This window comes from Nostoc sp. DedQUE04, from assembly GCF_034530995.1.
Classification (GTDB): Bacteria; Cyanobacteriota; Cyanobacteriia; order Cyanobacteriales; family Nostocaceae; genus Nostoc.
Genome location: NZ_JAVRCA010000003.1, coordinates 20,706 through 47,697, shown reverse-complemented (window position 1 = coordinate 47,697; position 26,992 = coordinate 20,706). Strand labels below are relative to the sequence as shown.

The window sequence follows — 26,992 nt, the reverse complement described above, 5'->3', positions numbered from 1 at the left end:
TAGGATAGTTACTGCTATCCAATTGTCGAGATTTGAAAAACCAAATTTAAAAACTGCATTCCCCAAAATTGCCAAGTTACCCACATTCCTAAAAGACTCACTCCTAGAAGAACAGTGAATGCATAAAATTGGGTTTGCCCAGAGGTGCTGTATTTCAGACCTTCGCTACCTAATAGCGAAAATAAACCAACGAAGTTAACAATGCCATCGACTACAAACCGATCAATCATATCGGCAAGTTGGGAAATTTTGGCAACTCCAAAAATAATGGTCATTTTATAGAGTTTAGGGGTGTAAAAGTCGTATGCAAACAAATCTTGCAAGCCTTTCCAAGGGAGGCGAATTGGTTTGGGAATATTGCTTAAATAAATCACGCCAGTGATGCTACAACCGAAAATACTCGACCAAATTAACAGCAGTGCAACATCTTTATTTAGGCTTACCCAATCTGGTAAAAGTGATAAGCTTTGCAACACCAAAGGAAGATGTAGACTGACACCAAGTAAAATCATGGTTGGCAAAATCATTGGCCAGTGAGCTTCAGGCGATCGCTGACTCATTTGTGTAGGTTTACCGCCGAAAATTAAAGCGAATTCTCTGGTTAAACTCACGGCTGTTAAAGCATTTACTGCAATAACTACTCCTACTAACCAAGGTTGAGTTTCCCATAACCCATCTGCTAGTTCCATCAGCGCCCAAAAGCTACCCAACGGTGGAAAACCAATTAATCCCAATGTCCCGACGATAAAAGCGATCGCAGAAATCGGGCGGCGCTTCCACAATCCGCCTAATTGAGTAACATCTTGGGTAATGCTATTCCAAATAATTCCCCCGGTACTCATTATCAACAAAGCTGCGGATATGGCATGGGTGAGTACTAATAATAGCGCCGCTTCGTATTGTTGCGCTCCCACAGCGATGAATACTAAACCCATGTATGCGCTGACAGAATAGGATTGACAGCGTTTAATATCGATTTGAGCGATCGCAATTAAAGAAGCACCCACAGCTGTCACCGCACCAATGGCAATCATCGCCGAAGAAGCTATGGGCGAGATGGTTAACACCGGTTGCAATTTAATCAGCACCCATGCACCACTAGCTACTACTACCGAGTTCCGCAAAATCGTACTGGGAACCGGGCCTTCCATCGCTTCATCTAGCCATAAATGCAGGGGAAATTGGGCACATTTACCCATAGGCCCAGCAATTAAAGCTAAACTTACCAGTGCCATAGTTGTCGGGTTGACGTTAGCAGTAGCCGCCCATTCGGCTAATTCTGTATAATTCCAAGTTCCAGCTAAAGGCCATAATGCCAACACGCCTATTAGCAAGAATAAGTCTCCCACCCGCTTGGTTAAGAAAGCGTCTCTTGCACCTGAAACTACCAAAGGCTGGCTAAACCATAAGCCTACTAGTAGATAGGTTCCCAGCGTCAAGACTTCCAGAATTACATAGCTGAAGAACAAGTTATTACATAAAGCAAGGGCACATAATCCCGCTTCAAATAATCCCAATAATGAATAGAAACGTCCCCACCCCCAATCCATTTCCATGTAGCCGAGCGCATAAATTTGCGCCAGAAAGTTCATACCAGTAATCACCACCAAAGCGCTGATACTGACTGAGGATATATCCAAAGCAATAGTTAAATCTAAACCAGCCGTAGATAACCAAGGAATAAATACTTCTTGGGCTGGGTAATTCCAAGTTGCTTGTAAGGCGATCGCACTATGTACCAACGCCAAAAATGTCATCACCAAGTTTACATAACCTGCCGGTCTTGGCCCTGTTTTCCGAATGATCCCTGGCGACCAAGGTACGGCTAACAAACCACCTATTAAGGCATAGCACGGAACTAGCCAAACAGTCTCTAGTAGAAACTGAGCCATCAACTCACCTCTAAGATTTGGATCAAAAATTATGGGTTTTTAGTCAACTGGCGTTGATCCCAGTTAATCTAGCGACGATCTACGACGGACGACGCCTACGCAGAACATACAAATTTATGTTTATTTAATTTTGTTAAAAACAGCTTACCGTTATATCTGTCAAAATGGAATTAGCTAATTAAATAAATTTAAGATAATAACTCTAATTATTTCTTATATAATCAACTATTTCAACAAGAAATAATAGGTATTTATTCTTATCTATGCATCGAATCAGGGATGAATCAATAGTTATCATTAGTTTTATCAATTTATATAAATGACAAGAGACGCAATTGATTGCGTCTCTACAAATCGAATAAATGTAAATTATATTTTGGTGATTTTGTCAACCTGCCAGTGAGAGATAGTAATGGCAGGTGGTGAGTCAACTTGGCTGATGGGGGCGGGTTTCATGTCTCGGTAGTCCAAGAGTTGGACTACGATCAGGTAGGCGATCGCTAAAATGACCGAAATCGCACCTGTAAGAATAGCAATTAATTTTGAACGTTCCATCAGTATTTCCTGTAATGCAAGTTGTTGTGCAGTGTCTATATCCACATTAATAGTTTAGACATACCACACACTTACCGATATACATCGCTCCGATGGGCTATCAGTAAAATAGTAATTAGTTGCTGTTCCTCATCCACCTTATAAACAACTCGCCAGACACCAACTCGATAGCGAAAAAGACCCGCGAAATCACCTTTGAGCCGCTTAATGTTTGGATGTTCGTAAGCATTCTGTCGCAGTTGGTCAAAGCAACGGTTTAGTCGTTGGGCTAGTGATGCATCTACTTCTTGATAAAACTTCTGTGCTTTGCGAGTCAGTACCAGTTCATACATGACGACGAATACTGTCAAATGACACCACTTCCCCAGCCTCAGCTTCCTGCATAGCTTCACGCAAAGCTTGCTCAAAACCAGGGATATTCAAAAGTTCCGTTGTCGCCTCATTTTCTTCTCTTTCTTCTAGATCGGCCAGAAAATCACTCACTACCCGCAGCCTTTCTGGAGACAGTCGCCGTAAACGCTTCTCAGCTTCCTGAAGAATAGTAATGTCATCTTGCTTTGATTCCATAGTTATTTCTATAGCTAATGTTTTTTACCGTCGATTTACTCCTTCCTTTATATGTTAAGGGCAGCTAGTCGTCAGACATCGCCCTAGAATTGGCGATCGCTAAAATGATAGAAATCACACCTGTAAGAATGGCAATTATTTTCGAGCGTTCCATTAGTATTTCCTGTAATGTAAGTTTATTGTGCAGTGCCTATATCCACATTAATACTTGGACATACCACACACTTACCGATATACATCGCTTTGATGAGCTACTAGTAAAGCTGAAAGCGACATTGAGTTATTGCCATGACAACTAAACAAGCCATCTTTGACGCAATAGAACAACTGCCAGAGCAGCACCTAAAAGACGTGTTGCAGTATGTTCAAAAACTTGCAGGTACTCTATCACCAGCATCCAACCCACCCACGCAAAGCAGCAATTCCCTTGCAGATTTTATCGGTGCAGTATCTCACGGTTCTCTAGCTGCCAACTTAGACGAAGAACCTAACCCCCAACCCCTTCCCTACAAGGGAAGGGGAGCAAAAATCAAAGCCTCTCTCCTTTTAGGAGAGAGGTTTGGAGAGAGGTCAGAATATTAAATCGCACATTGCATTTTAATATAAAAGTGCAATAAATGAGCCTTTGATGCTCGACGTTGACCTTCTGAGGCTCGACGTTGACCTTCTGAGGCTCGACGTTGACCTTCTGAGGCTCAACGATGACCTTCTGAAGCTCAACGATGACCTTCTGAAGCTCAACGATGACCTTCTGAGGCTCGACGTTGACCTTCTGAGGCTCGACGTTGACCTTCTGAAGCTCGACGTTGACCTTCTGAGGCTCGAAGTTGCGCCTTTTATCCTCGAAGTTGCGCCTTTTATCCTCAACTAACAAATATATCTAACCATTCCTGAATGTACAGGGGTGAGCGTGTAGTAAAATTTGCTCACCTCCGTAAAGTGGAACATGGCTTTAGACTTCTCCGGTGAAAATCTCCGAGGACGCAACTTCAAAGGTAGGAAAGACCTTGTGGGTGCAAACTTTAGCTATGCCGACATCCGAGGGGCAAACTTCACTAATGCTAATTTAACAGGTGCAAACTTCAGCTATGTTAAAGCTGGACTGCAACGCCGTTGGGCAATTTTCCTAATCTTTGTCTCATGGCTGTTGTCGGGACTTTCAGGACTTTTATGGGCTGTCAACGGTTCTTTTGTGTCACTAATATTTAATTCCAGGTTAGAGAATCAGATTGTCGGCTGGATTGTCCTAATCGTATTAATTGCCTTTTTCTTCGTCACAATTCGCCAAGGAGTAGCAGCTGGTTTAAAAGTCGTAGCCGGAGGCGTAGCCGCTGGAGCCGTAGCCGCTGGAGTCGGAGCCGACGGAATCAAAACTGCCGGAGTAGGAGTCGGAGCCGTAGCTGTAGCTGTAGCCGGAGCTGTAGCCGGAGCCGTAGCTGTAGCTATCGCCGGAGCCGGAGCCGGAGCCGGAGCCGTAGCTGTAGCTGTAGCCGGAGCTGTAGCCGGAACCGGAGCCGGAGCCGTAGCTGTAACCTTTGCCGTCGTCGCAACCTTTGCCGGAGCTAGAGCGTTCGCCGTAGCCTTAGCCGGAACGTTATTTAGTATCTACATCAGCTGGCGAGCCATGAAAGAAGATCAAAAACACTCTTTAATTCGCAACATTGCGATCGCTTTTGCTGCAACAGGAGGTACAAGTTTTCGTGGCGCTGACTTAACCAATGCTGATTTCACTCAAACTACGCTCAAAAGTACAGATTTGCGAAACACAATCCTTATCTGTAGGCGTTGGCATCAAGCCAAAATGCTTGACCGTGTTCGCCCTGGTTTGACTTATCTGCAAAACTCACAAGTACGTCAACTGCTGGTTACAGGACAGGGACAGGACAAAAACTTTGACCGTCAAAACCTCCGAGGTATCAACTTACAATCAGCAAATTTAGCTGATACCAGCTTTATTAGTACCGATCTCAGTGAAGCCAATTTGCAAGATGCCGATTTGTCAAGAGCAAAACTGAAGCAAACGCAACTAGACGGCACAGATTTAACAGGTACAACACTCACCGGCGCGTACATCGAAGATTGGGGCATTACAAATACAACTAAATTGCATGGGGTAAGGTGTGAATATGTCTTCATGCGCTTACCCACAAAAGAAGATCCTGACCCCCTCCGCAAACCTGATAATAAACAAGAGGTATTTGCAGACGGGGACTTTGCCAACTTTATCAAGCCAATTTTTGACACCCTCGACCTTTACCATAATCAAGGCGTTGACCCCCGCGCCGTTGCCATAGCCTTCAAAAACCTTGCCGAAAACCATCCCGAAGCCGAGTTAGAAATTGTGGCAATGGAGAAACGCGGCGATGATAAAATCTTGCTCAGAGCCAAAACCGCTGCTCTTAGTGATAAATCTCAACTGAGTGCAGAATATTTTGATGATTATAATCAACTCAAAGCTTTATCGCAGAGTCAGCAATTATTACTTGTAGAAAAAGATCAGCGCATTATTAGTTTAGAAAATATGGTAGATACTGCTCTCAAGCAGCCAAAATTTTATACTCAAGGAGATACAAATATGTCAGATATCAGCGGCATCAGTATTCAAGGTAGCAGTAATGTAAGCGGTATCGCTGGCAATAATTCTATTGCTAATCTAGGAACCATTAGCGGTAACGTGAGTATTGCCCTCAATCAGTTACCTGATGCAACCGATGCCGAGAAACCAGGAATCAAAGAATTATTGTCGCAGTTGCAAGATGCGATTGTACAATCCACATATTTGTCAGAAGAAGACAAAACCGAAGCGCTAGAACAGGTGAAGACTTTGGCAGAAGCGGGTAAAAGTCCTCAAGAATCCACTAAGCAGAAGACGGCGAAAACTGCAATCACTATGTTGAAAGGGATATTTACAGGCTTACCTGCTGTTGCTTCGCTACTTGAAGCGGGTAATAAATTATTGCCTGCGATTTCTAAACTATTCGGTTTGGGATAATTTAAGGTGAGTTAGACAAACCTCTGGCAGCCTTAAATTAAAGCTCAATTCTTTCCCTCTCCGACTCGGCTACGGTGTATACACAAGTCAAATTACCCCCCTTAATCCCCCCTTGTAAAGGGGGGAAAAAAGAAATTTAGTTCCCTCCCCTTGTAAAGGGGAGGGTTAGGGTGGGGTAAAAACCAGATTCGTAAAATACTTCAGACTTATCTGTACACCGTAGCTGACTCGGAGACGGACGTTTTTAGGTAGTAAAACCAGAGAGAGGTCTTTTTATTCAGCTACTTTCTTCATTCTCAGGTAGTTTTGGAATGTAGAGTCAAATTTTTCCAAAATGTCTTTAACTGAAGAAATTCTTTCCCAACTACCCGGCGATGTTTTAAAAGGATTGCGCCAAGGCGATCGCATCTTAACATCTGTGCGCGAAAACACCGCACCAGTACCAACGTTAGTTAAAGAAAGTCAACAGCCTTTAGGCGTTGTAGACTTCGATGTGCTAATCTGCGGTGGCACTTTAGGCATTTTAATTGGTTGCGCCTTGGCGGTGAAGGGGTTGCGGGTGGCGTTGCTGGAACGGGGTATTTTGCGGGGGAGAGAACAAGAGTGGAATATTTCTCGCAAAGAATTAGATGTATTTGTGGAATTAAACTTGCTGACTGAGGATGAATTAGCAAGTGCGATCGCCACTCAATATAATCCAGCGCGAGTTAGTTTTGCTGGCGGTACAGAAGTTTGGGTAGAGGATGTTTTGAATATCGGCGTAGATCCAGTTTATCTACTCGCTACCTTGAAAACCCGATTTCTCGCCGCCGGGGGAAAGTTGTTAGAAAACACACCTTTTACCGAAGCAGTGGTTCATCCCGACGGGGTGATGGTAAATAACCAATTCAAAACTCGCTTATTAATCGACGCGATGGGACATTTTTCACCCATCAGCCAACAAGCACGCCAAGGCAAAAAACCAGATGCTTTATGCTTGGTTGTCGGAAGTTGCGCTCAAGGTTTTCCAGAAAATAACTCAGGCGATTTATTATTATCATTTACATCTTTGCAAAATCAATGCCAGTACTTCTGGGAAGCCTTTCCAGCCAGGGATGGCAGAACCACTTACTTGTTTACCTACATGGATGCAGAACCTCAACGTTTGAGTTTAGAAGCTCTATTTGAGGAATATCTGCGTCTGTTACCAGAATATCAGGGAGTGGAGTTAAACAAACTGAAATTTCAACGGGCACTATTTGGTTTCTTTCCTACCTATCGCCAAAGTCCGCTAAAAACCCCTTGGAATCGCATTCTCCCAGCCGGAGATAGCAGTGGTAGTCAATCTCCCTTGAGTTTTGGTGGTTTTGGGGCAATGGTGCGTCACCTGAAGCGTTTAACTTATGGCATTGACGAAGCGCTAGAAACAGAACAATTATCTGCAAAAGCGTTAACACTGCTGCAACCTTATCAGCCAAGTTTGACTGTTACCTGGTTGTTTCAAAGGGCGATGAGTGTTGGTGTAAATCAGAAAATTGCCCCGGATCAAATTAACCAATTACTCACAGCAGTATTTCAAGAAATGCAACAGTTGGGTACGCCAGTGCTAAAACCATTTTTACAAGATATAGTGCAGTTTTCGGCACTAACGCAAACACTGCTAAAAACTGGTTTATATCATCCTTTATTAGTTGTCAAGATAATTCCGCAAGTAGGTTTGGCAAGTTTGTTAGATTGGATGTTACATTACAGTAATTTAGGTGTATACACTGCCTTGCTTTCGCTAAGTCCAATGCTAGAAAGATGGATTAAGAATCAACCGAACGAACAACAATATTATTGGCATCGTTTGGTTGATGCTTGGAAGTATGGTTCTGGCGGTGATTACTCAGATGAAACTTAGAATAATATCGATGTGAGGATAACATGATTGAACGGAAATCTTCAGGAATCAAATACTTTGCAGTGCTGATTGGATTCCTGCGCGATCGCCAAGGTTTTCTAGAGGAAATTCGTCAAGGTACGAGATTACCAAATAAAATCATTTCGCTGCTAGTTTGCAGTTCCTTATTTATCGCTGCTTATGGTGGAATCATTGGTGCATACCATAGTTGGATGCAAGCTTTATCTTCCGCCATTAAACTCCCAGCCCTTTATTTAATCACACTTTTGATTTGCATCCCGACGTTGTTCTTTGCAAACATTATTTTTGGTTCCAAACGGAGTTTTGCCCAGCATTTAGCATTAGTATTAACTGCGGTTTCAGTCACCAGCGTACTTTTATTTAGCTTTGCTCCAATCACGCTGTTTTTCTTAATTACCACCAATAATTACCAATTTCTAATTTTGTTAAATGTCTTTATCTTTGCCATCACTGGATTTATTGGTGTTTCGTCTTTATATCAAGCCACGAGTTTAGTTTTAGAACAAGATAATGAAGGTAGCAAGACACGCCAGAAAATTTTACAATTTTGGCTATTTCTTTACGCTTTCGTAGGCAGTCAGTTAGGATGGACTCTCAGACCGTTTTTTGGTACACCTGGTTCTGTCTTTGAACTATTTCGCGAAAGAGAAGGTAATTTCTATTTAAGCGTGATTAAATCTCTTAGCTATCTCTTTGGATTCCGTTAATTAATCGTTAGCAATTCCCCAAAATATACAACCTAAAAAAATATGCTGAAAAAGCAAAATCGCGGAATTCAACAATTTGGAGTTTTAGTTAATTTACTGCGCGATCGCCAGTCATTTTTAGAAGAAATCCGTCAGGGAGTGCGATTACAAAATAAAATCACTTCTCTATTCGTAACTAGTTCCATTTTCTTTGCCCTTTATGGAGCAATTATCGGTGCATCTCACAGTTGGGGACAGGCATTATCGGGTGCTATTAAGCTTCCGGTATTCTATTTAATCACACTGATTATTTGTTTCCCAACTTTGTTCTTTTTTAATGTTTTGTTTGGTTCTCGGAGCAGTATTTTACAGCATTTCGTTGTATTACTCACATCTGTATCCGTGATTAGCGTACTTTTATTTAGCTTGGCACCAGTTACGCTATTTTTTCTAATCACTACACCCGATTCTTATCAATTTTTTAAACTGCTGAATGTGTTCATTTTTGGCATTACAGGCATATTTGGCGTTAAATTCCTTTATGAAGGAATGCAATTACTTTCTCAACAAGATGAAGTCGGTAAAAAAACCCGCACCACTATTTTAAGATCCTGGTTATTGCTTTACGCCTTTGTTGGTATGCAGTTAGGATGGTTTCTCAGACCGTTTTTTGGTGCCCCTGACTCTAAATTTGAGTTATTTCGGGCGGTGAAAGGCAACTTTTATTTAGATATTGTAGCGGCGATTTCCGAAATTTTAGGTTTGCGTTAATCTCAGAAAAAGATAATTACTCTAGTTTCCATTTCCTCGTTCCCAGGCTGCCGCCTGGGAATGCATTCATTGAGTCTCTGACTCAATAAACCTCTTGCACAAATGCAAATTTCAAAGTCCCTCTCCCAAGCTTGGGAGAGGGATTTAGGGTGAGGGCTTTAAATATTCTTGTAATTGTTGGGTACGCAGTTTTGTAGTATCTTCCAAACAACCAAAATAAATGCTAGAAGCAATACTTCCACCCTCATAACTGCTTCTTTCAAACTCACAATTGGTATCTCGAAACTTGATCCATGCTAGTTGTGCCGCAATCAATTTTTGTTTTCTAGGCCTTTCTAATGAAGATATCACTTGTTGATAAACCTGATTCAGTTTTTTATCTGCATTCTGATAAGACAACTTCGTACATTCATTAATTGCTGCTTGAGTTTGAGGATTATTGCAGTTGAGCTTTTGAACTAAGCGCATTTCAGATAAATCAGGCGTTGTGCCTGCTATTGTCATGGCGAGGGGATTTAAACTGCTGAAAGTTAGTATACTGGACAAAACTAGTAATAATTGACGCATAGCAAAATCTTTGTTCTTAAATAATATAGAAATTTGAGCTTTTTGGTGGTCTCGAACTCAGAATCAGAGTAGAAAGTGGTATGCTCCACAAAGAAGTGTCATGGTTTGCACGAAGCTTTCCCTATTTTGCCTACCAGTAAACTCCAGCGATGGAGTTTTGGTTAAAAGAAGAAGACAGCAACTGCATGAAATCGAAAGAGGATAAGCGATCGCTAGTATATATACTTATTGCATCATCCAGAGCAAGGGATGAAATTTTTATTTAAGCAAATAAAATATATATTTTTGTTAGAAGTATGATCTTTGTGTCTAAAATATTTTTATTATACGTCAAATTCCGATAAAACTCTTGCATCGATCGTGAAAATAACTGTATTCTTTATATTGTTGAAAATTGCTTTTCACAAAAGCAATAACAAAGCACAATTTCAGCACATCGCAAAAAACATTGACTGGGCAAATCGATAAATGTCGATATCAAACCAAAATCTATGTATGCTGTTGTTGCTGGCATTATTGAGTAACAGGAGCAACTCTCAAAATGAAAAATCAAATATTTTGTTTATGCGTGTAGTGTAGCAAGGAATTCAAAAATTTTTACTATTCCCTATCTCTTACAGTCCATACCTAATTTGAATAGAGAAGAGTATTGGCTAAATTTTCAATCTTTTCATCTCTTTAATCGGGGCAAGAAATCTATTCTGTGCTGGCTGAGTTTGGGATTTCAAACTTATTTTATCAACGAATCAAGACCAGGAAAATTATGACCTCTTTAGATCCTAATTTTTTTGACATCCCGGACAAAAACCTAATCATCATCGACCCAGCCGTTGATGACTATAAAAAGCTAAATGGCAACAACTTGGAAGTCATCTTTAAAGACGTAGTAGATCCAGAAGTAATAACAGTAACTTCAAAAGCAGAAAAACTACTGAAAGCTCCACCAAAGGAATTGTTAGCGCCTCCTGGTGATTTCAATCCTACATTACTACTGTTTTTTGCATCTGTGACAGTACTGGTGTCATCTCATTGCGGTTACTGGCTTTGGCAATGGCCAGACTGGCTGTGTTTTGTTTCTAACACTATTGCTTTGCATTGTGCTGGAACAGTAATTCATGATGCTTGTCACCAATCTGCTCACCGCAATCGAGTCATTAATGCCATACTAGGGCATGGTAGCGCCCTGATGCTAGGGTTCGTTTTTCCAGTGTTTACACGAGTACATTTGCAGCATCACGCTCATGTTAACCATCCCAAAAATGACCCAGATCATTTTGTTTCTACGGGTGGCCCGCTGTGGATGATTGCATTTCGATTCTTGTCCCATGAGGTGTTTTTCTTTCGACGGCGACTGTGGCGCAAATATGAGCTATGGGAATGGTTAATTAGCCGCTTAATTGTTGTTGCAATTTTTTATATCTCAGTTCAATATCATTTTTTAATGTACGTTCTCAATTTTTGGGTTGTACCTTCTGGTATAGTGGGATTAATACTGGGCTTATTTTTTGATTATTTGCCCCATCGTCCCTTTGTTGAACGCGATCGCTGGAAAAATGCTCGTGTATACCCTAGCCCAATTCTTAACATCCTGATTTTAGGTCAGAACTACCATTTAATTCATCATTTATGGACTTGTATTCCCTGGTACAAGTATCAGTCTACATACTATCTGATGAAGCCTTTGTTAGATGAAAAAGGCTGTTATCAAACTTCGGGGTTGCTACAAAAGAAAGACTTTCTAGAGTTTATTTACGACATCTTTGTAGGAATTCGCTTTTCTCATCAAAAAACTCAAAACCAAGATGAATTACAAAGTCTTAAATAAGCATTAACTCGTGAATTAGTCATTAATTATTGGTCAATAACCAATATCTCGTTCCCAGTCGGAGACTGGGAACGAGGAAAAAGGCTTTTCACCCAGTTCCCAGTCCCCAGTCCCCAGTCCCTTGCTATATAACTATTTTATTTTTTGTAAATCAAAAAAACTGAACCAATTGGCCCAAGGTTTTCTACATAAGTTTTCTGGTTGTAATACAATCCTGGAGACATACCTCCATCAAATAAAATCCCTTCTTGAATCTTACCTAAACAGTTATTGCTAGCAATACCTTCTAAGACATTATCAAACATATCTGGCAGTAATTCTTGATTAAGTTGCGATAATTCAATCTGAGAATTAGCTTTCAAGTCATTAACTAATAAGATTACATAGCCTTGATTCGTGATCGCTGCCAAAGAGCGATTAGTTGCATTTTTACAAGCAAATTCTCCCAAATCTTGACAAATATCTTTAAACTTACCCTGACGATAGAATCTGCCATTACCACCCACTAAATTGTAATTGAGAATATCGTTCGTTCTTCTGCCAGCTTGAATAGTAGCCTGTCGCTGCTGGGGTGTACCTCCTGATATGCCAAAGGAAGAACGTTTATTTTTAAATGCTCCTGAATACTCTACGCCACGAGAAATATTTAAGCCTTGGGGTTTATCATCAGTATCTATATAGTCGGCATTAATTGCGGCAATGGGTAGCTGTCCGTTTAACTTAGCATTTTCATCGGCAATGAGTTCATGAAACTGTTTTGCTACATATTCTTTACGCAGTTTACCTCTACTATCTTTGGCGTAAAGTTTATGAGATAGACCAACATTCACTTTGAAATCTAATTCTGCTGATTTGGGATTAAAAATAATTACATTGTTAATACCTTTAGGATTTTTTTTACCTTGATTATTGGTTTTAAAAAAATCAATACTGAACTTGGCATCTTTGCCAGGGCAAGTTTTAGACGCTTTTGGGACTAAATTTGCTTCCATCTTTTGACAACCTGATAATAAGCTTGCACTGATTATCAAAATAAATAACAAAAATAATTTTTTTGTAAACATAATAATACAAAAAAAACCGCTACAGAATTACTATAGCGGGGAATAATTTAAAATTTCAGTCTGGAGTCAATCTCAGAACCAAAACTTAAGAGAACCATTCTAAGACAGCTTCTTCTTTGGTGTTGGTATTCCGAGATGGTGTCTCACGATTAAATTTCATCTGAATTGAGCGGGTTTGCTCGCCATCAGCAGCTACAGCCAAAATTGGGTAGTCAATTAAACCATCTTGGAAGGACATCTGGAAGCGGAATGTTCCATCTGGATTCAGCTTAATTGGACGGCCACCAATAGTTACAGTAGCATCGGGTTCGGTTGCACCGTAGACTATCAACTCAGCATCGGCAATTAACCAGAACTTGCGCGGACGCACTGGTACGGCGGAAGCCGAGAAGCCAACACCTGACATTCCTGCACCGGAAGCGGTTAAACCAGACACGGTGGGAGTTGCCCACAGACCCACACCCGATGGGAAAATGTAAGAGCTAATAGCTTGTTCGGGACGCGCTGCACCTTGTTGGGAGCCGAAGATAGAACCAGCAACCCGTTGTGCTTCGGCAGATTCCGCTAAACCAAAGATTTCGTCGTAGATGGGGTTGCTGTTGCCATTTACAGCATTACCAACATTACCATTGGCGGTAGCTGCAACTTTCTTGGCAGGAGGGACTAGTTCGTACTGAGTTTTGCCACGTAAATCTTCTTCAAAATTTACAGTCACGAAGACATCCTCAATCCAGTCAGAAGGATAGACGGGAGGAATGTGTACTTTACTAGAACGAGCTAGTACTAACCAACGACCATCAGCAGCACGATAGCCGATATCGATCGTATAATCGCGATCGCTAACTGGAACTGGTAGATACCATTCTCTAGCTAGTTCATCAGCGGGATATTCTTGAATGCTATGTGGGCTTTGGTATTCGATATTAATGTCGGTGACATCATAAATCCGTAGTGCCAGTTGTTGTCCGCCTTGCCGACGCAGTTCCTCTTTGTGTTCATTGGGAACATCCCAGTAAGTGTAAGCCCATTGAGGATCGCGCGGTAAAAGTACAATCCGGCTTTCACCATAGCCAGAAGGCAAATCTGCCAGTCCTTCATCAACATCAGCTAAAGATCCACCAGTACGATCTTCCTGACCTAATTCAAACTTTGCAGCTTCCACGGTTTCTTGTGCCTCCAATGAACGAGATGGACTGAGTAAGTTTTTGCTACGCTGGACTTCTTGTATTGATGTCAGCAGTTGTGATTTACGCATTCGGCTATAGCGAGAGATGCTATATTCGCTAGCAACTTTGCGTAGTTGGCGTAAGGTCATCTCCTCTAGTGGCGGGCGTTCTTTTGCCATTAATTTGGCCTCCAGTAGTTTAAGCGGTAAATGATTTCCCCTGGTTAAAGAATGCTATTTAAAATCTCATCCATTCCAGATGAATTTCTTATTCCTGACTCCTGGTCTTGCCCAGTTTTTAAGTTTTTTAATCTGTTTTTAAATTGAGCCAACATCCTTTCAATTCCTCATAATGCTGAAATTAGCATTTCTTTGGGATCGGAGGATTTCTGTTTGTTAAGTCTATATTAACCACTAAGCATATCTAGGGATCAAGGGGTCAGAAGTAGGTTTTTTGAATGTTTCACGAATTTATCAGCCCTTCTGGGATCTTATTGTCATGAAATTATGACAATTACAGCTATCTATGGACAGAATGTCATGAAATATTGACATTGCTTTCTGAGTTAGCCAAAAACCCCAATTCTTGAAGAAGAATTCAGAAGTCAGAATTTATGAGCAAAGCCAAAGACGCTGCACTATCAACTCTTTCGTTCAAAATACTCAACTGATTTCTGGTGACTAACGCCTTTATTCAGTTTCGTTAAGCGATCGCCTTTTTCACCCACTCTTCATGTGAAATTAAGTCCCAAGATAGTGTGTAGCCCACCATAGAAGAACTTAAGCTTGGCATATAAGTTTAGGGTTTAAGGAAATAGTTATGAATAAGGAAACAGTTCCTAGTCAAGCTGAAAAGTCTAATCCAGAAGGCGATCCATCAGAATTAAGTCCAGAGGTACTAGACAAAATCAAACACCCTGCGAGAATAGATGATGTTATTCGAGAGCAATCACCACAAGAACGTAGAAGTAACCCAGCTTTGGTACCAGAAATGATTGACGATCCATCTGATAATGATTGATTGGGTTTGCAAAACAGTAATCGAAAAGCTCAGATTCGCTACTTTACAGAGAAGTAGCGAATCTTGTTAGTAATGTGTTGTTATTCAAGATTATGTAGTTATTCTCGATATATTTCCGGGGTGTTGATGTCTAATAGCACAGCCTGAGTATCAAATTTAACTTGAGCAATTGCTGGATAAAATTATTTGATGACTTTGTATAAACCTAAGAGGATGTTTGAAAAGTTATGATTGATGTATCAAATATTTTTACCCCACCCTAACCCTCCCCTTATAAAGGGGAGGGAACCGGATTTTCTTGTTTCCCCCCTTTATAAGGGGGGATTAAGGGGGGTAATAAATAGCACTTTTCAAACATCCTCTAAGCTTTATTTATAGATATTTTGTAAGTGTGTTCGTATATACATTTGCCTCTTGAATAATGGAAGGCTAAATTATCATTGTCATCTATACTAAGTTAGATTCTGGAAAGTTAAAGTTTATAACCAGGGTCGTATATACAGGAGCGATTATAAAGTCATTTAATAAAATATTACTGGCTTGCGGAAAGATAATATTTATACCAATTTTTTGAAGATGCACATAAGATTCTAAATAATTTTCCTAATACCAGCAAAGTTTCCAAATCTCAAAACGAACAAAACTAACGTCTGGTGAAAAATTATTAATCGAAATAAATTCAGGAATTACACAAAATTATGAAATAACATAGACGCACTGCAAATGCGTCTTATTGGCGCAGCCTCCCCTCGAAAATACAAGCAGCTTGCCACAAAGTTCTTGCGTAAGTCCTGATATTGTGAAACCATAAATTGTAACTTGCTGATACAACTAACTAATTTGTCTCTAGCCTCACTCCAGAAAAATTACTGGTAGTACTAACAATCATGACGCGATCGCCAAATTCAGAAAACAATCAGGAACCATCTAATCGTCGTCTGTGGCTCCTGCTTTTAGGACGTACCAGTTTGGCTCTAGGTGGGGTTTTACTAATTGGAATTATAGTTGGTGCTTGGTGGGCTAGAAACTATGTATATAAAGATTTAGCACCGTTAGTACAGCAAAATCTTGAGCAATTACTGGGGCGTCCAGTAAAAGTTGGGAACGTTGAACGTTTTTCGCTTTCTAGTCTGAGATTTAGCTCTCTATCGATACCAGCCACTCCCACCGATGCAGATCGAGTGGTAGCAAAAGCTTTGGATGTGCAGTTCTCGCCATTGCAACTTCTTCTTAGCCGAAAATTAGCATTAAATGTCACCTTAGTTCAACCCAATGTCTACGTTCAACAAGATAAAGATGGTCGTTGGGTGACAGCCCAAGTTAAGGCTGGGGAAGGACAAGGCTTTATTCAAACTGAGTTGCAGTCACTTCAAATTCAAGATGGCAATGTAGAGTTAATGCCATTCACTGCACTGACTAAACCCAACGGCTCAGTCATATTAGATCGAGTTGGTGGTATTGCCCGATTTTCCGATCGAAATCAAAGGATCGGTTATGACTTCAATACTCAATTCACTAGGGGAGGCGCTGCTAAAATTGTTGGCGAAACCCAAGTAAAAGCTCAACAAACTAACCTGCAACTTTCAGCCCAAAATTTACAAGCATCCGATATCACTCGATTAATTCAGTTACCCATCGCTCTGCAAGCAGGGTATTTAAATGCTGACTTAGGAGTTCAGATTCCACCCAAACTTTCAGACATCGCAATTACGGGAACAGCTACAGCTAATCAAATCACCGCTAAAATTCAAAATATTCCTCAGCCGGTTTCTAATTTTAATGGGAAATTTCTATTTCAAGGTCAGACAGTTACTTTAGATAATCTGAGTACGAACTTTGGCAAAGTTCCGATTGTGGCTAATGGAACAATTAATACTCAAACAGGTTTTAATGTCTCTGCTCAGATCAAACCTGTTACGGCGAAAAATATCTTAGATACTTTGAAAGTAAATTCGTCAGTCCCGGCTAGTGGCGAAATTCAGGCAAAAATTCAGGTAGGCGGCGCACTTGAGCAACCAGTCGTCAGCGGTACAGTAAGTAATACCAAACCGATTCAAGTTGACCGCATTCAATTTAATACCATCAACACTGATTTTCGCTTGAATGCATCCAAAACTGCATCTCAACTTACTGTCTCCAATCTGAAAATAGTCCCCGCCGCTGGTGGTGAAATTACCGGAGGCGGTCAAGCTAATTTGGGAGCTAAAGATGGGGTAATATTTAATGCTCAAGCTGATGGAATATCAGCAGATATACTAGCACGCAGCTATGGCGTTACTCTCCCGATCGCAGTGGGAAATGTTTCCGCAAAAGCTCAAATTTCTGGCTCACTTCGCAAACAGCCTTTAAAACTTGATGTTTCCAATGTTCAGATAACGCCGCCAGCCGGGGGACAAATCACCGCCAATGGTCAAATTCAACTCGCTCCCCAAGGTGAAGTAGGCGTAGATATTCAAGCTCAAGGTATTCCCGGAAATGCGATCGCTCAAGGTTATGGTATTTCAACTCCGATTAATGTTGGTGGTATATCTGCGAACGCTAAAATTTTTGGTTCTCTGGGTACACCGTTAAATGTCAACGTTTCTCGCGTTCAAGCAAATCCAGATGTGGGAGGGCAAGTCACAGCTAGCGGACGAGTTCAGCTTGCACCCCAAGGTAGGGTGGCATTGAATGTGCAAGCAAAAAATATACCAGGGGATGTGATCGCCAAAGCTTACAATTCCTCACCCTCGATTACCATTGGGAATGTCTCGGCAAATGCCGATATTTCCGGCACTTTGAGCAATCTGCAAACAGTCGCGCGGGTGCAAGCGCCTAGTGCCACCTATCCCACTAGCGGACGAGTTGTTGTTACCAAACAAGGAGAGAATATCGTCTTTCCCGATGCGGTTGTGAACGTCGCCGGTGGGACAATCACAGCCCAAGGTCAACTTGCACAACAACGCTGGCAAGGATCTGTCAAAACTTCTCAAATTCAACTCAGCCGTTTCTCACCACAACTGCGAGGACGGCTGAATAGCAATATTCAGTTAGCAGGCACAACCCAATCTTTCCAACTTGCAGATATTCGCGCCGCCGGACAAATCAGCCTTCCCCAAGGAGTAGCGCAGCTGGCGAAACCGCTAACTGCAAGATTTCAGTGGAATGGACAGCAGATTATCGTTGAAAACGCAAGTACCGCAGGATTTACTGCTAATGGTGCGATCGCTATTCAGTCTCCCCCAACTGGCACACCCCAAATTGCGGGATTTGATTTAAATGTACTGGCGCAGAATTTCAACTTACAAAATACTGGCTTTAAAGTTCCTGGGGACGTAGCAATAGCAGGACGACTGGATTTTAATGGAAAAGTTACAGGCACTCCAGATGTACCCCAAGCTAATGGGAATATCCGACTGCGGAATTTCAATGTCAGTAACTTGGCATTTGACCGACTTTTAACCGGAAACGTGAATTTTCAAGGCGGACAAGGAGGAAGTCTGCGATTAGCTGGGAAACAAGATCGGATTGCGCTTAACTTAGGCGCAGATTATCGTCCCACTTCATTTTTAGTTAAACGCGATGAAGCAGTTACTACGGGTAGAACTGAGGGAGATAACTTGATAATCAACGCCCAACAGTTTCCCATCGCTTTGGTTGGCGGCTTTTTACCTAACAATCAATTGAAACCTCTGGGGGGGCAATTATCGGGTAATTTAGTTGTCAATCTGAATAATTATGCCATTGCGGGAGATGTGGCGATCGCAGCACCTCGCGTTGCCAGAGTTGCAGCCGATGAATTTCGCGGCAACATCAATTATGCTGATGGTACAGCTAGCTTGGCTAATGGTCTATTGCGGATTGGCGATAGCAACATCGCTCTCAGTGGTAATGTGCAAGCAGGGAATGACCCGCAATTTCAATTCCAAGCTAATTTTGCCGAAGCGAAAATCCAGAGACTCTTACAAGCATTTAATATCTTCGATTTTAAAGACCTCAGTACCGGGTTGCAGCCTCCGACGTTAGCAGGAGCCGAAGTACTGGAAACTGAGCCTGTCAGTTTGCCGGATGCAGATTTGAAAACACAGTTAGCATATTTCTCGAATATTACAACAGCGATCGCCAAAGAACAGCAAGTAGAGAAAAAACAAACCGCATCTTTACCCAGCCTTGCAGAATTAACAGGTGCTTTAAGCGGAGCAATTACAGCCAATGGCTCGTTAAAATCTGGGTTGAATGTTGGCTTTAATTTTCAAGGTGCTAACTGGCAATGGGGTAATTATTCCATCAATCCAGTCGTTGCTCAAGGTACTTTCGCCGATGGTATCGTCACCCTTTCACCCTTGAGTGTGGGGATCGATCGAGGACTAGTGGCGTTTTCAGGACAGTTAGGAACCGAGCAAGTATCTGGAAAATTGAATGTAGCCAGTCTGCCTTTATCACTTTTAGAACCTTTTATCGAAAAATACCCCGTAGATATCACTGGTAATGTAAATGCTGATGCCATTTTAGCAGGTAGTTTGCAAGACCCCAGAGTTCAAGGGAAAGTGGCGCTAGCGAATGCGACCCTTAACAAACAACCCGTACAAACAGGACAAGTGAACTTTGATTACAACAACGCTCGCTTGAATTTTGATAGTACCTTACTCGTGACCGGAACGCAGCCAGTTGCCGTTACAGGTAGCGTACCTGCTCCTTTGCCTTTTGCCAAAGTGCAACCTGATAGCAATCAAATCAACATCGACGCCAATGTGCAAAATGAAGGATTGGCACTGTTAAATCTGCTTACCAACAATCAAGTCGCTTGGGTAGACGGTCAAGGAAAAGTAGATTTAAACGTTAAAGGTACTTTAACCGAACCAATTATCAACGGCAACGCCACATTTAATAATGCAACTTTTAGCGCTCAAGCCTTATCCGATCCTCTCACGAATGTCACAGGAACAGCACTATTTAATGGTACTACGGTAAGCGTTGAAAATATCCGAGGTAATTACAATCAAGGGCAAGTAACTGCATCAGGCATCTTGCCAATTTTTGATGCTCAACAAGCCGCAGCGAATCCCCTGACAGTATCAATCGCAGACAAACTCAATTTTAAGCTTGCAGGACTGTATGAAGGTGGTGTTGGTGGCGATGTCGTGATTCGCGGCACAGCCTTAAAACCTGTAATTGGCGGAGAGATTCAACTGAGTGATGGTCAGGTAATTATTGGCAACTCGCCTACTACGGCAAAAAAATCAGCAGCTACAGCAGAGTCTAACACTAAGGTCATAAATCTAGATAGACAACAGGTTAACCCTAACGCCACACCGGCAGCAGAGAATAACCCTAACTCAGTAGCTACAGTGGACGGAAGCACTAACCCAGTGGTTACAGTGGATGGAAGCACTAACTCAGTGGCGACAACAGACGCAAGCACTAGCGCTGCAACTCCACCCAACTTACCTGTAACGTTTGCAGATTTAAAGTTGATTTTAGGCAAAGATATTCGGGTTACAACTCAGTCCCTACTCAGCTTTGTACCAGGAGGAGCGGCATTAAGTCAGCCCCTATTGAGGTTTGACGCAACAGGCGACTTGACCATTAATGGTACATTAGCCAAACCGCTTCCTGAAGGAGTCATTCGTTTGACAGGAGGACGACTGAGCTTATTTTCCACTGAGTTCACCTTGGCGCGGGGCTACGAACAAACTGCGCGGTTTACTCCAAGTCAAGGACTTGACCCGACTTTGGATGTCCGACTGACGGCAATTGTACCGGAAGCATCAGCAAGGAACACTCAAACTTTAGAATCACCATTGTCTTCTGAAGTCAGCGATGTTTCTGTAAACAACTTTGGGACTTTACGTAGCGTTACCGTTCAAGCGAGGGTGAACGGGCCAGCTAGCAAATTGGGTGAGAATCTAGAACTGACGAGCGAACCTAGCCGTAGCAAAGGAGAAATAGTTGCTTTGCTGGGTGGCTCAATTCTGGGTTCTTTCGGTCAAGCAGATGCAGGCCAAGGGCTGACTAATTTCGCTAGTTCTACCATTTTAGGTAGTTTACAAGGAACTATCACAGCGATCGGACAAGCTGTTGGTTTTAGTGAATTTCGGATATTTCCGACTCCATCGATTAATAATGATGAATCAAAAACATCAAGAGCTTCAATTCTGAATTTATCAGCGGAAGGTGTGTTTGATATTAATAAAAATTTCTCTGCATCTTTATCACGCGCTCTTTCTAGCGATGAATCTTTCCGTTTCAATGTCCTCTATAGAGTCAATGACGAAATTCTGATGCGAGGCTCAACTGATGTGGGGGATGAAAATCAACTCCAAGTTGAGTATGAAACTCGATTTTAGATTGTTGTATTAGCATTGTCAGCCGATACAATCCCATTGTTAGTCGAAACAATCGCATTGCTGGCCAATAAACTAACTAATTACCTGGACAGGATATCACTCAATACTGTTTGGTCAAGGCAAGAGACGCGATGAATCGCCGTCTCTACAATAATCAGTCCTTTGTAGAGACGGCGATTTATCGCGTCTTTGACGAGCAATAATTTTCATCAAAAAACCTTAACCGAACCGTATTGGGATATCACTGATGATTAAGTTGTTGGTTTGGATCTTCTTGATTTGTTACCACAGGTGATGCTGCTGTCTCCACACTTTTTTCTTGGGCTTGTATTTCTAGTAGTTGGGGAATTGTCACAAATCTATAGCCTTGGGCTTTTAAACCTGCGATCATTTCTGGTAAAGCCTTGACAGATTTGGAACGGTTGCCGCCTCCATCGTGCAACAGTACAATTGCACCGGGTTTTGCATATTTCAGCACATTTTTAACCAGCCCTGGAACTTGAGGCGAACGACGTTCAGCATCTCCCGATTGTTCTGACCACATCATGACAGCGTATTTCTCGTTTCTGGCATATTCGGCTAGTCCATTATTCAGAAAGCCCCCAGGAGGACGAAATAGAGTAGTTTTCTCTCCAGTAGTCTTGTAGATGATTTCTGCTGTACGATCGATTTCACTAGCCGCAGTAGCTAAGTCCATGTGGCGATACCAATGATGCCATGTGTGATTACCAATTATGTGACCATCAGCAGCCACTTGCTTGGCAACTTGAGGAAAATATTTCACCATTTCCCCGATCATGAAGAATGTGGCTTTGATATCATTTTTCTTCAAGATTTCTAAAATCTGTGCCGTATTTTTGGGGCTGGGGCCATCATCAAAAGTTAGGGCAATAACTTTCTCATTCGGTTTTAGTTTCCCTTGATAAACGATTGCTCCCTGAAATGCCTTTGGCACTTCATTCATCTGTTCTGTAACTGGATTTATATTCTGTGCATCTGCACTCATCAACTTGTTATGACTCGCTTTAGCACTCTCGCTTTTTGGCTTGAGAATTTCCAACAAATGCTCAAATCCGCTTGTGGTTAAAAGCAAGCTGATACCTAAACTACTAGCACCAGTAACCAATAAAACAATTATTATTTTCAGTAACAAAGATAATTTACGACTAGACACATTAAATCTCCTCAAATATTAGTTATTGGGGATTGGTTTCTCCCTGATGTTCCCATACCTTATATCATGTCCGCGTGATTACTTATTAAACTGGAATTACCCGGACTTGATATTATTCCTAGCCTGTTGTAATTAATATATCTACTGCTGAAAGAAAAAAGAAAACAATAAAATACCTTGAAACATTCCAGCTAAAGGATGTCTCAATTTAGTTAGTACTAATTTGCCACCCAGATACTCTGAATAAAATAACACTCAGTAAATTTAGCTGACCAGTAGAGCCAGCAATGATAGCAGTATAACCGTAACCTGGAGAAATGCTAGGTAGTCGTTATTCACTATTTGCTTCGGGGAGGGGTTGGGGGTGGGGTGCTTTTACTACGGGGAATTTAACGGACATCATATCAGGTACAAGTTATATCATGTCCGGTTAATTAGTTATAATTCCCGTAATCTATGCAGAAACGAGATAAATTCCTCTTTCCCCAACTAAGAAGCCCCCAGCAAGAACTGCGGGATTAATGATAAGTCTTTACCGGACACGATATTAGTTAGGGGCGCATAGCTAGCTGTAAGCCCATACTTCACGCAATTGAAAACATGTATAGCAAAGGACTGGGGACTGGGTGAAAAGCCTTTTTGTGTCTAAATTTTATCATCTGTTAATGTCCTAACCATTTTGGCTGTTGCCATATAATTCAGTAGCGCCGAAAGTCAATACTGCGATACTACGAACAATGTTGTTTATTGATTGATGTATGCTAATTACTTGTGGCTTGCCAGTGCTATGGCAACAATGAAGAGATGTTGGCTAGATGTCAAATCGAAGGGCAAATTTGCTTGGACTTTTAATTGAAGCGAGAACGTTGTTGACGACGTTGTTTGTGCCTAGCAATTGCTTTACGCTTCTCTTTTTCTATCGGCGTCTCAAAGTGACGCTTTTTTCTCATATCTTGGAAAATTCCTGCTTTAGAAACTTCCCGTTTAAATCTTCTCAAGGCTGATTCAATACCTTCATTTTCTCCTAAAACTACTTGTGTCATTCTCATTCCTCCTTAATATGGATGAATAGTTCAAGACTAGATACCAAATAAAATATTCCAGCAGAATGGAGCCTTTGGCTTTATCTGCTGGAGACTCTAAATGTGAAATTTTCAGGAATCGACTTAGTAGCGATTGTTGTTGCGGCGGGCATTATTACCGCCACCCCAGCTACCGCGAGAGGAGTTGCTTCTTTCCTCACGAGGTTTAGCTTTGTTCACTTTCAAATCACGTCCCATCCACTCAGCGCCATCAAGTGCATCAATGGCAGCTTGTTCTTGTGTGTCTGATTCCATTTCCACAAAAGCGAACCCACGCGGCCGGCCTGTTTCCCGATCTGTGGGGAGTTGAACACGGTTTACTGTTCCGTATTCTGCAAAAGCCTGCTTTAGGTCATCTTCTGTAACCTGATAGGACAGGTTTCCGACGTAAATTGACATAGAAATCTCCGAATTCAGGGAGTGTAGAGAGTTAAATTCGGAGAGACGGTTTTTAGAAATCAAAACGAGTTACTCAACCGAAAATAATCTTTATGTCCATGAGTGTAGCACAGCATTCAGCCTTTGAATATTGTCTGATAGTGAATTTTATTCACAAATCAAACCTTTAAAGACGGTTTGCAGACTTTCTAAAGACTGGCTTTTTTTGCTTGTACTATATCAAGTTACACTTTTAATCGGAAATCGTAATTAACTCGCGATCGCCCAGATATTTAGTGTTTTCAAAATTAAGCTGTGGACTAACAGGTAAAGATTATTATTCGTAATCAGATTAATCATACCACGATCGACTGTTTTAAAAGCAAATTAAAGCAAATTAAAAAATATTCATCATCCAGTATCCTGTTAGCTATGGTCAAATTGCGCTAAGATACCTTCTGCTTTTTTACATAGTAGTTCGTGATATTCACCATTACTAGCTAGCAAACCTCCCCATTGATTGATATCACCAGTGTTATACTCCAACGGAGTGCCGTCGAAGTGAGTAAACTGACCACCAGCTTCTGTTAAAATCAATTCTGGAGCGGCGATATCCCAGTCTTTGGGCGCAGACTTGCCGGAAAGGGAAATGTAGATATCTGCTTGTTGCTCGACAATGGTGGCGATTTTGCAGCCTACACTACCCACAGATTTCTGATTTTGACAGGGTAAATTTTGTAGCAGATGATCTAACCGTTGGTTGCGGTGAGAGCGACTAACGACTAAGATTAAATCCTCAATTCGTTTACCTGAAGACACTTGTAAAGGAACAGATCCGTCACGGGTTTCTACAAATGTACCCCCGCCTTTGGTAGCGTAATATAACTTATGAGCCTCTGGTACTGCCACCACTGCCAAGACTGGGCGTGTTTCTTTGACTAAAGCAATGTGAACTGCATAGTCGCCAGTTTTTTTGATAAAATCTCGCGTGCCATCCAAAGGGTCAATTATCCATACCCAAGGGGCAGAAGCCTGTATACCACTACTTGACGATTGATAAGTTTCTTCGCTGATGTAAGCAAAATCTTCGTTACCCAAAGTTGCTTGTAGCCTCTGCAAAATGTATTGACTTACAGCTACATCGGCAACAGTGACAGGCTCATTCTGCTTATATTGGATTTCTAAATCAGGGTGTTTTGCAGTACCGTGGTAATACGATCGCAGTATATCTGCTGCGCCCCAACCTACCTCACGAGCGATCGCTAATATTTCTTGTAAATCTTTCATTAATTTGGCCTATCTAAAAATATGCATAACGTGATTAGGGGCGCACAGCGATACTTAGTTTAACTAATTACAAATTACGAATTACGAATTACGAATTACGAATTATCTTAAATCCATCCAGCGCCGAGTACCAAAAAATTTACAGGAATCAGCAGCAATATTAGCTGCCAGTGCCAGTGCATCAGTAAAGCTTTGGCTTAAAATGTAATGACAAAAAGCACCGTGGAAAATATCTCCAGCCCCTAACGTATCAACTGCTTGAATCTGCGGCACATCTACGATACCAGTTTTAGTGCCACTCAAGTATTCAATTGGTTCTTGTCCGTGGGTAATGGCGATATGAGGAATGTCAAATCCACTGAGATAGCTAAATACGTCTTCTCCAGTCTGGCAGTTGGGGGGATAAAAATTAGCTGAACAGATAGCGTAATCTACAAACGGTAGAATTTGCTCAAATCCAGGCTTCCAACTACCACCATCGATCGCTACTCGGATATTATTGGCTTTAGCCATTTGAGCTATGGAATCACCAACCACCATCTGATGTCCATCAATCAGTACGATATCGACATTCTGCAAAATATCTGGCGGGATAGAGGCGCTGCTAGCTTGAGTTTTGACAGCATTGATCGAAACCACAGCGCGTTCACCTGTAGCTTGAGTGACAATAATCGAAGATACAGGCGGTACTAAATCAGTAGTAGGCTCAAGGTCTGCGATCGCAACTTTGTAATTTGCCAAGTCATCTCGAATCAGCTGCGTCATTGGGTGAGAACCCACTACACCTAAGACTGTAGCCTGATTTCCTAAATAATTGAAAGTTACAGCCGCGTTTGTTGCTGGGCCCCCTGCCGCTACAGTATAGTCAGTAGCGACAATCTTCTGATTATTCTTAGGGGGAGAGTCAGCAAGGTAAATCAAATCTAAAGTTACTAAACCTACAAATAATCCACGATTCATCTGCTCTTTCGTTCAAAATTCAATTGGAAAATTCTGGCTCACTTCGACTCCTTTCGACTTCGCTCAAGGCAAGTCGCTCAGTGACCTCCTGACTCCTGAATTCTTTCTTGGTAAATGGATATGGCTCTTGGCGACTGACAACTTCGATTACTGTCTTTAACCAATCAATATAAGTTTCTTCTCTTCGGACGATCAACTCTAGCACCAGCCTTTGCATCACCTGGTTGCGGTTGGCAGATTCATCACCGATTGATGGCAAATCGATGGTTTCACATTCAGCCAGCTTTTTGCTTCGAGCCGCTAATTGCTGCTTTAGTAGGTCAATGATGGTTTCATTCGACAACTGATCTGCAAAATGCAACTGGACGAGTAAAGGTTCTCTAATAGTCGGTAAGGGCTGATGAATCCCTAGCCATCGCCTAAATTCCGCTTTCCCTAGCTCCGTCACACTGTAGACTTTGCGGTTGGGGCGATCGTGTTGAATCTCAATGTTACAGGTAATCCAGCCTTGCTCAACTAGCTTATCGAGAGTTCTGTAAATTTGTGCCTGATCTGCTGGCCATAAATGGGCAATGCATTGATCGAAGCAGCTCGTTTTGAGGTCGTAGCCCGTCATTTCTTGCTGCTGAAGAAGACCTAAAATTACATTTGCTAGCGACATGAAGATGGTTTTCCCATAATTGATATTTTCTCGCTCGGTTCTACACTGTGTACTTCTTATAATTTTATGCTAATATATGATTAATCAGATATAAGACATAACGGTTATAAAAAGAT

At 41.7% G+C, this 26,992-nt stretch carries 21 protein-coding genes and 1 pseudogene; 9 read left to right on the top strand and 13 right to left on the bottom strand.

The window, feature by feature from the left end:
- Window positions 1–14: 14 nt before the first annotated feature.
- From RM049_RS02825 to RM049_RS02810, 4 genes are all read right to left on the bottom strand, one after another.
- Window positions 15–1,892, bottom strand: a complete 1,878-nt coding sequence (locus RM049_RS02825; RefSeq protein ID WP_322703083.1) for an NAD(P)H-quinone oxidoreductase subunit F — start codon at window positions 1,890–1,892, stop codon at window positions 15–17.
- Between the two features lie 369 nt (window positions 1,893–2,261).
- Window positions 2,262–2,447: a hypothetical protein gene (locus RM049_RS02820; protein WP_322674485.1), complete on the bottom strand. Its 186-nt coding sequence runs from the start codon at window positions 2,445–2,447 to the stop codon at window positions 2,262–2,264.
- 71 nt (window positions 2,448–2,518) lie between these two features.
- Window positions 2,519–2,779 (bottom strand): type II toxin-antitoxin system RelE/ParE family toxin, encoded by a 261-nt coding sequence (locus RM049_RS02815; RefSeq protein WP_322703082.1) that lies wholly within the window; start codon window positions 2,777–2,779, stop codon window positions 2,519–2,521.
- Window positions 2,772–3,014 (bottom strand): hypothetical protein, encoded by a 243-nt coding sequence (locus RM049_RS02810; protein ID WP_322703081.1) that lies wholly within the window; start codon window positions 3,012–3,014, stop codon window positions 2,772–2,774. Before RM049_RS02810 ends, RM049_RS02815 begins: the two co-directional genes overlap by 8 nt.
- Window positions 3,015–3,302: 288 nt before the next feature.
- On the opposite strand from RM049_RS02810, the gene RM049_RS02805 reads away from it, so the two are divergent.
- From RM049_RS02805 to RM049_RS02780, 6 genes are all read left to right on the top strand, one after another.
- A complete protein-coding gene (locus RM049_RS02805; RefSeq protein ID WP_322703080.1) occupies window positions 3,303–3,596 on the top strand; it encodes a hypothetical protein in 294 nt (97 codons plus the stop codon).
- 43 nt (window positions 3,597–3,639) lie between these two features.
- Window positions 3,640–3,885, top strand: coding sequence for a hypothetical protein (locus RM049_RS02800; protein WP_322703079.1), 246 nt, complete (start codon window positions 3,640–3,642; stop codon window positions 3,883–3,885).
- A gap of 75 nt (window positions 3,886–3,960) precedes the next feature.
- Entirely contained in the window at window positions 3,961–6,006 is a 2,046-nt protein-coding gene (locus tag RM049_RS02795; protein ID WP_322703078.1) for a pentapeptide repeat-containing protein, read from the top strand.
- A gap of 334 nt (window positions 6,007–6,340) precedes the next feature.
- Complete coding sequence (locus tag RM049_RS02790; protein ID WP_322703077.1) at window positions 6,341–7,888, top strand: FAD-binding oxidoreductase; 1,548 nt, start codon at window positions 6,341–6,343, stop codon at window positions 7,886–7,888.
- A 23-nt stretch (window positions 7,889–7,911) separates the two neighbouring features.
- Window positions 7,912–8,616: an actin-binding WH2 domain-containing protein gene (locus RM049_RS02785; RefSeq protein ID WP_322691306.1), complete on the top strand. Its 705-nt coding sequence runs from the start codon at window positions 7,912–7,914 to the stop codon at window positions 8,614–8,616.
- Window positions 8,617–8,658: 42 nt separating this feature from the next.
- Window positions 8,659–9,366, top strand: a complete 708-nt coding sequence (locus tag RM049_RS02780; RefSeq protein ID WP_322703076.1) for an actin-binding WH2 domain-containing protein — start codon at window positions 8,659–8,661, stop codon at window positions 9,364–9,366.
- A 144-nt stretch (window positions 9,367–9,510) separates the two neighbouring features.
- Here the strand turns inward: RM049_RS02780 and RM049_RS02775 are convergent, their stop codons facing one another.
- On the bottom strand, window positions 9,511–9,933 hold the full coding sequence (locus RM049_RS02775; protein WP_322703075.1) for a lysozyme inhibitor LprI family protein: 423 nt from the start codon (window positions 9,931–9,933) through the stop codon (window positions 9,511–9,513).
- 763 nt (window positions 9,934–10,696) lie between these two features.
- Between RM049_RS02775 and crtR the strand changes: the two genes are divergently transcribed.
- Window positions 10,697–11,758, top strand: a complete 1,062-nt coding sequence (gene crtR / locus RM049_RS02770; RefSeq protein WP_322703074.1) for a beta-carotene hydroxylase — start codon at window positions 10,697–10,699, stop codon at window positions 11,756–11,758.
- 137 nt (window positions 11,759–11,895) lie between these two features.
- Here the strand turns inward: crtR and RM049_RS02765 are convergent, their stop codons facing one another.
- On the bottom strand, window positions 11,896–12,822 hold the full coding sequence (locus RM049_RS02765; protein ID WP_322703073.1) for a phosphodiester glycosidase family protein: 927 nt from the start codon (window positions 12,820–12,822) through the stop codon (window positions 11,896–11,898).
- A gap of 85 nt (window positions 12,823–12,907) precedes the next feature.
- Window positions 12,908–14,167, bottom strand: coding sequence for a DUF4912 domain-containing protein (locus RM049_RS02760; RefSeq protein ID WP_322703072.1), 1,260 nt, complete (start codon window positions 14,165–14,167; stop codon window positions 12,908–12,910).
- A 640-nt stretch (window positions 14,168–14,807) separates the two neighbouring features.
- On the opposite strand from RM049_RS02760, the gene RM049_RS02755 reads away from it, so the two are divergent.
- On the top strand, window positions 14,808–15,008 hold the full coding sequence (locus RM049_RS02755; RefSeq protein ID WP_322675341.1) for a hypothetical protein: 201 nt from the start codon (window positions 14,808–14,810) through the stop codon (window positions 15,006–15,008).
- 887 nt (window positions 15,009–15,895) lie between these two features.
- On the top strand, window positions 15,896–21,334 hold the full coding sequence (locus RM049_RS02750; RefSeq protein WP_322703071.1) for a translocation/assembly module TamB domain-containing protein: 5,439 nt from the start codon (window positions 15,896–15,898) through the stop codon (window positions 21,332–21,334).
- 241 nt (window positions 21,335–21,575) lie between these two features.
- On the opposite strand, the gene RM049_RS02745 is transcribed toward RM049_RS02750, so the two are convergent.
- The 6 genes and pseudogenes from RM049_RS02745 to RM049_RS02720 all read right to left on the bottom strand — a co-directional run.
- The gene (locus tag RM049_RS02745) at window positions 21,576–22,508 is read right to left on the bottom strand and encodes a polysaccharide deacetylase family protein (RefSeq protein WP_322703070.1); all 933 of its coding nucleotides are present in this window, start codon (window positions 22,506–22,508) and stop codon (window positions 21,576–21,578) included.
- 848 nt (window positions 22,509–23,356) lie between these two features.
- A complete protein-coding gene (rpsU, locus tag RM049_RS02740; protein ID WP_069073011.1) occupies window positions 23,357–23,551 on the bottom strand; it encodes a 30S ribosomal protein S21 in 195 nt (64 codons plus the stop codon).
- Between the two features lie 123 nt (window positions 23,552–23,674).
- Complete coding sequence (locus RM049_RS02735) at window positions 23,675–23,989, bottom strand: RNA recognition motif domain-containing protein (RefSeq protein ID WP_292779617.1); 315 nt, start codon at window positions 23,987–23,989, stop codon at window positions 23,675–23,677.
- A gap of 405 nt (window positions 23,990–24,394) precedes the next feature.
- Window positions 24,395–25,255 (bottom strand): 3'(2'),5'-bisphosphate nucleotidase CysQ, encoded by an 861-nt coding sequence (locus tag RM049_RS02730; RefSeq protein ID WP_322703069.1) that lies wholly within the window; start codon window positions 25,253–25,255, stop codon window positions 24,395–24,397.
- 102 nt (window positions 25,256–25,357) lie between these two features.
- Window positions 25,358–26,215 carry a sugar kinase gene (locus RM049_RS02725; RefSeq protein WP_322703068.1) on the bottom strand — a complete coding sequence of 286 codons (858 nt, stop codon included), beginning with the start codon at window positions 26,213–26,215 and terminating at the stop codon, window positions 25,358–25,360.
- Window positions 26,216–26,342: 127 nt separating this feature from the next.
- Window positions 26,343–26,876 (bottom strand): annotated as a pseudogene (locus tag RM049_RS02720) (PadR family transcriptional regulator); the annotation flags it as partial.
- Window positions 26,877–26,992: the final 116 nt, after the last annotated feature.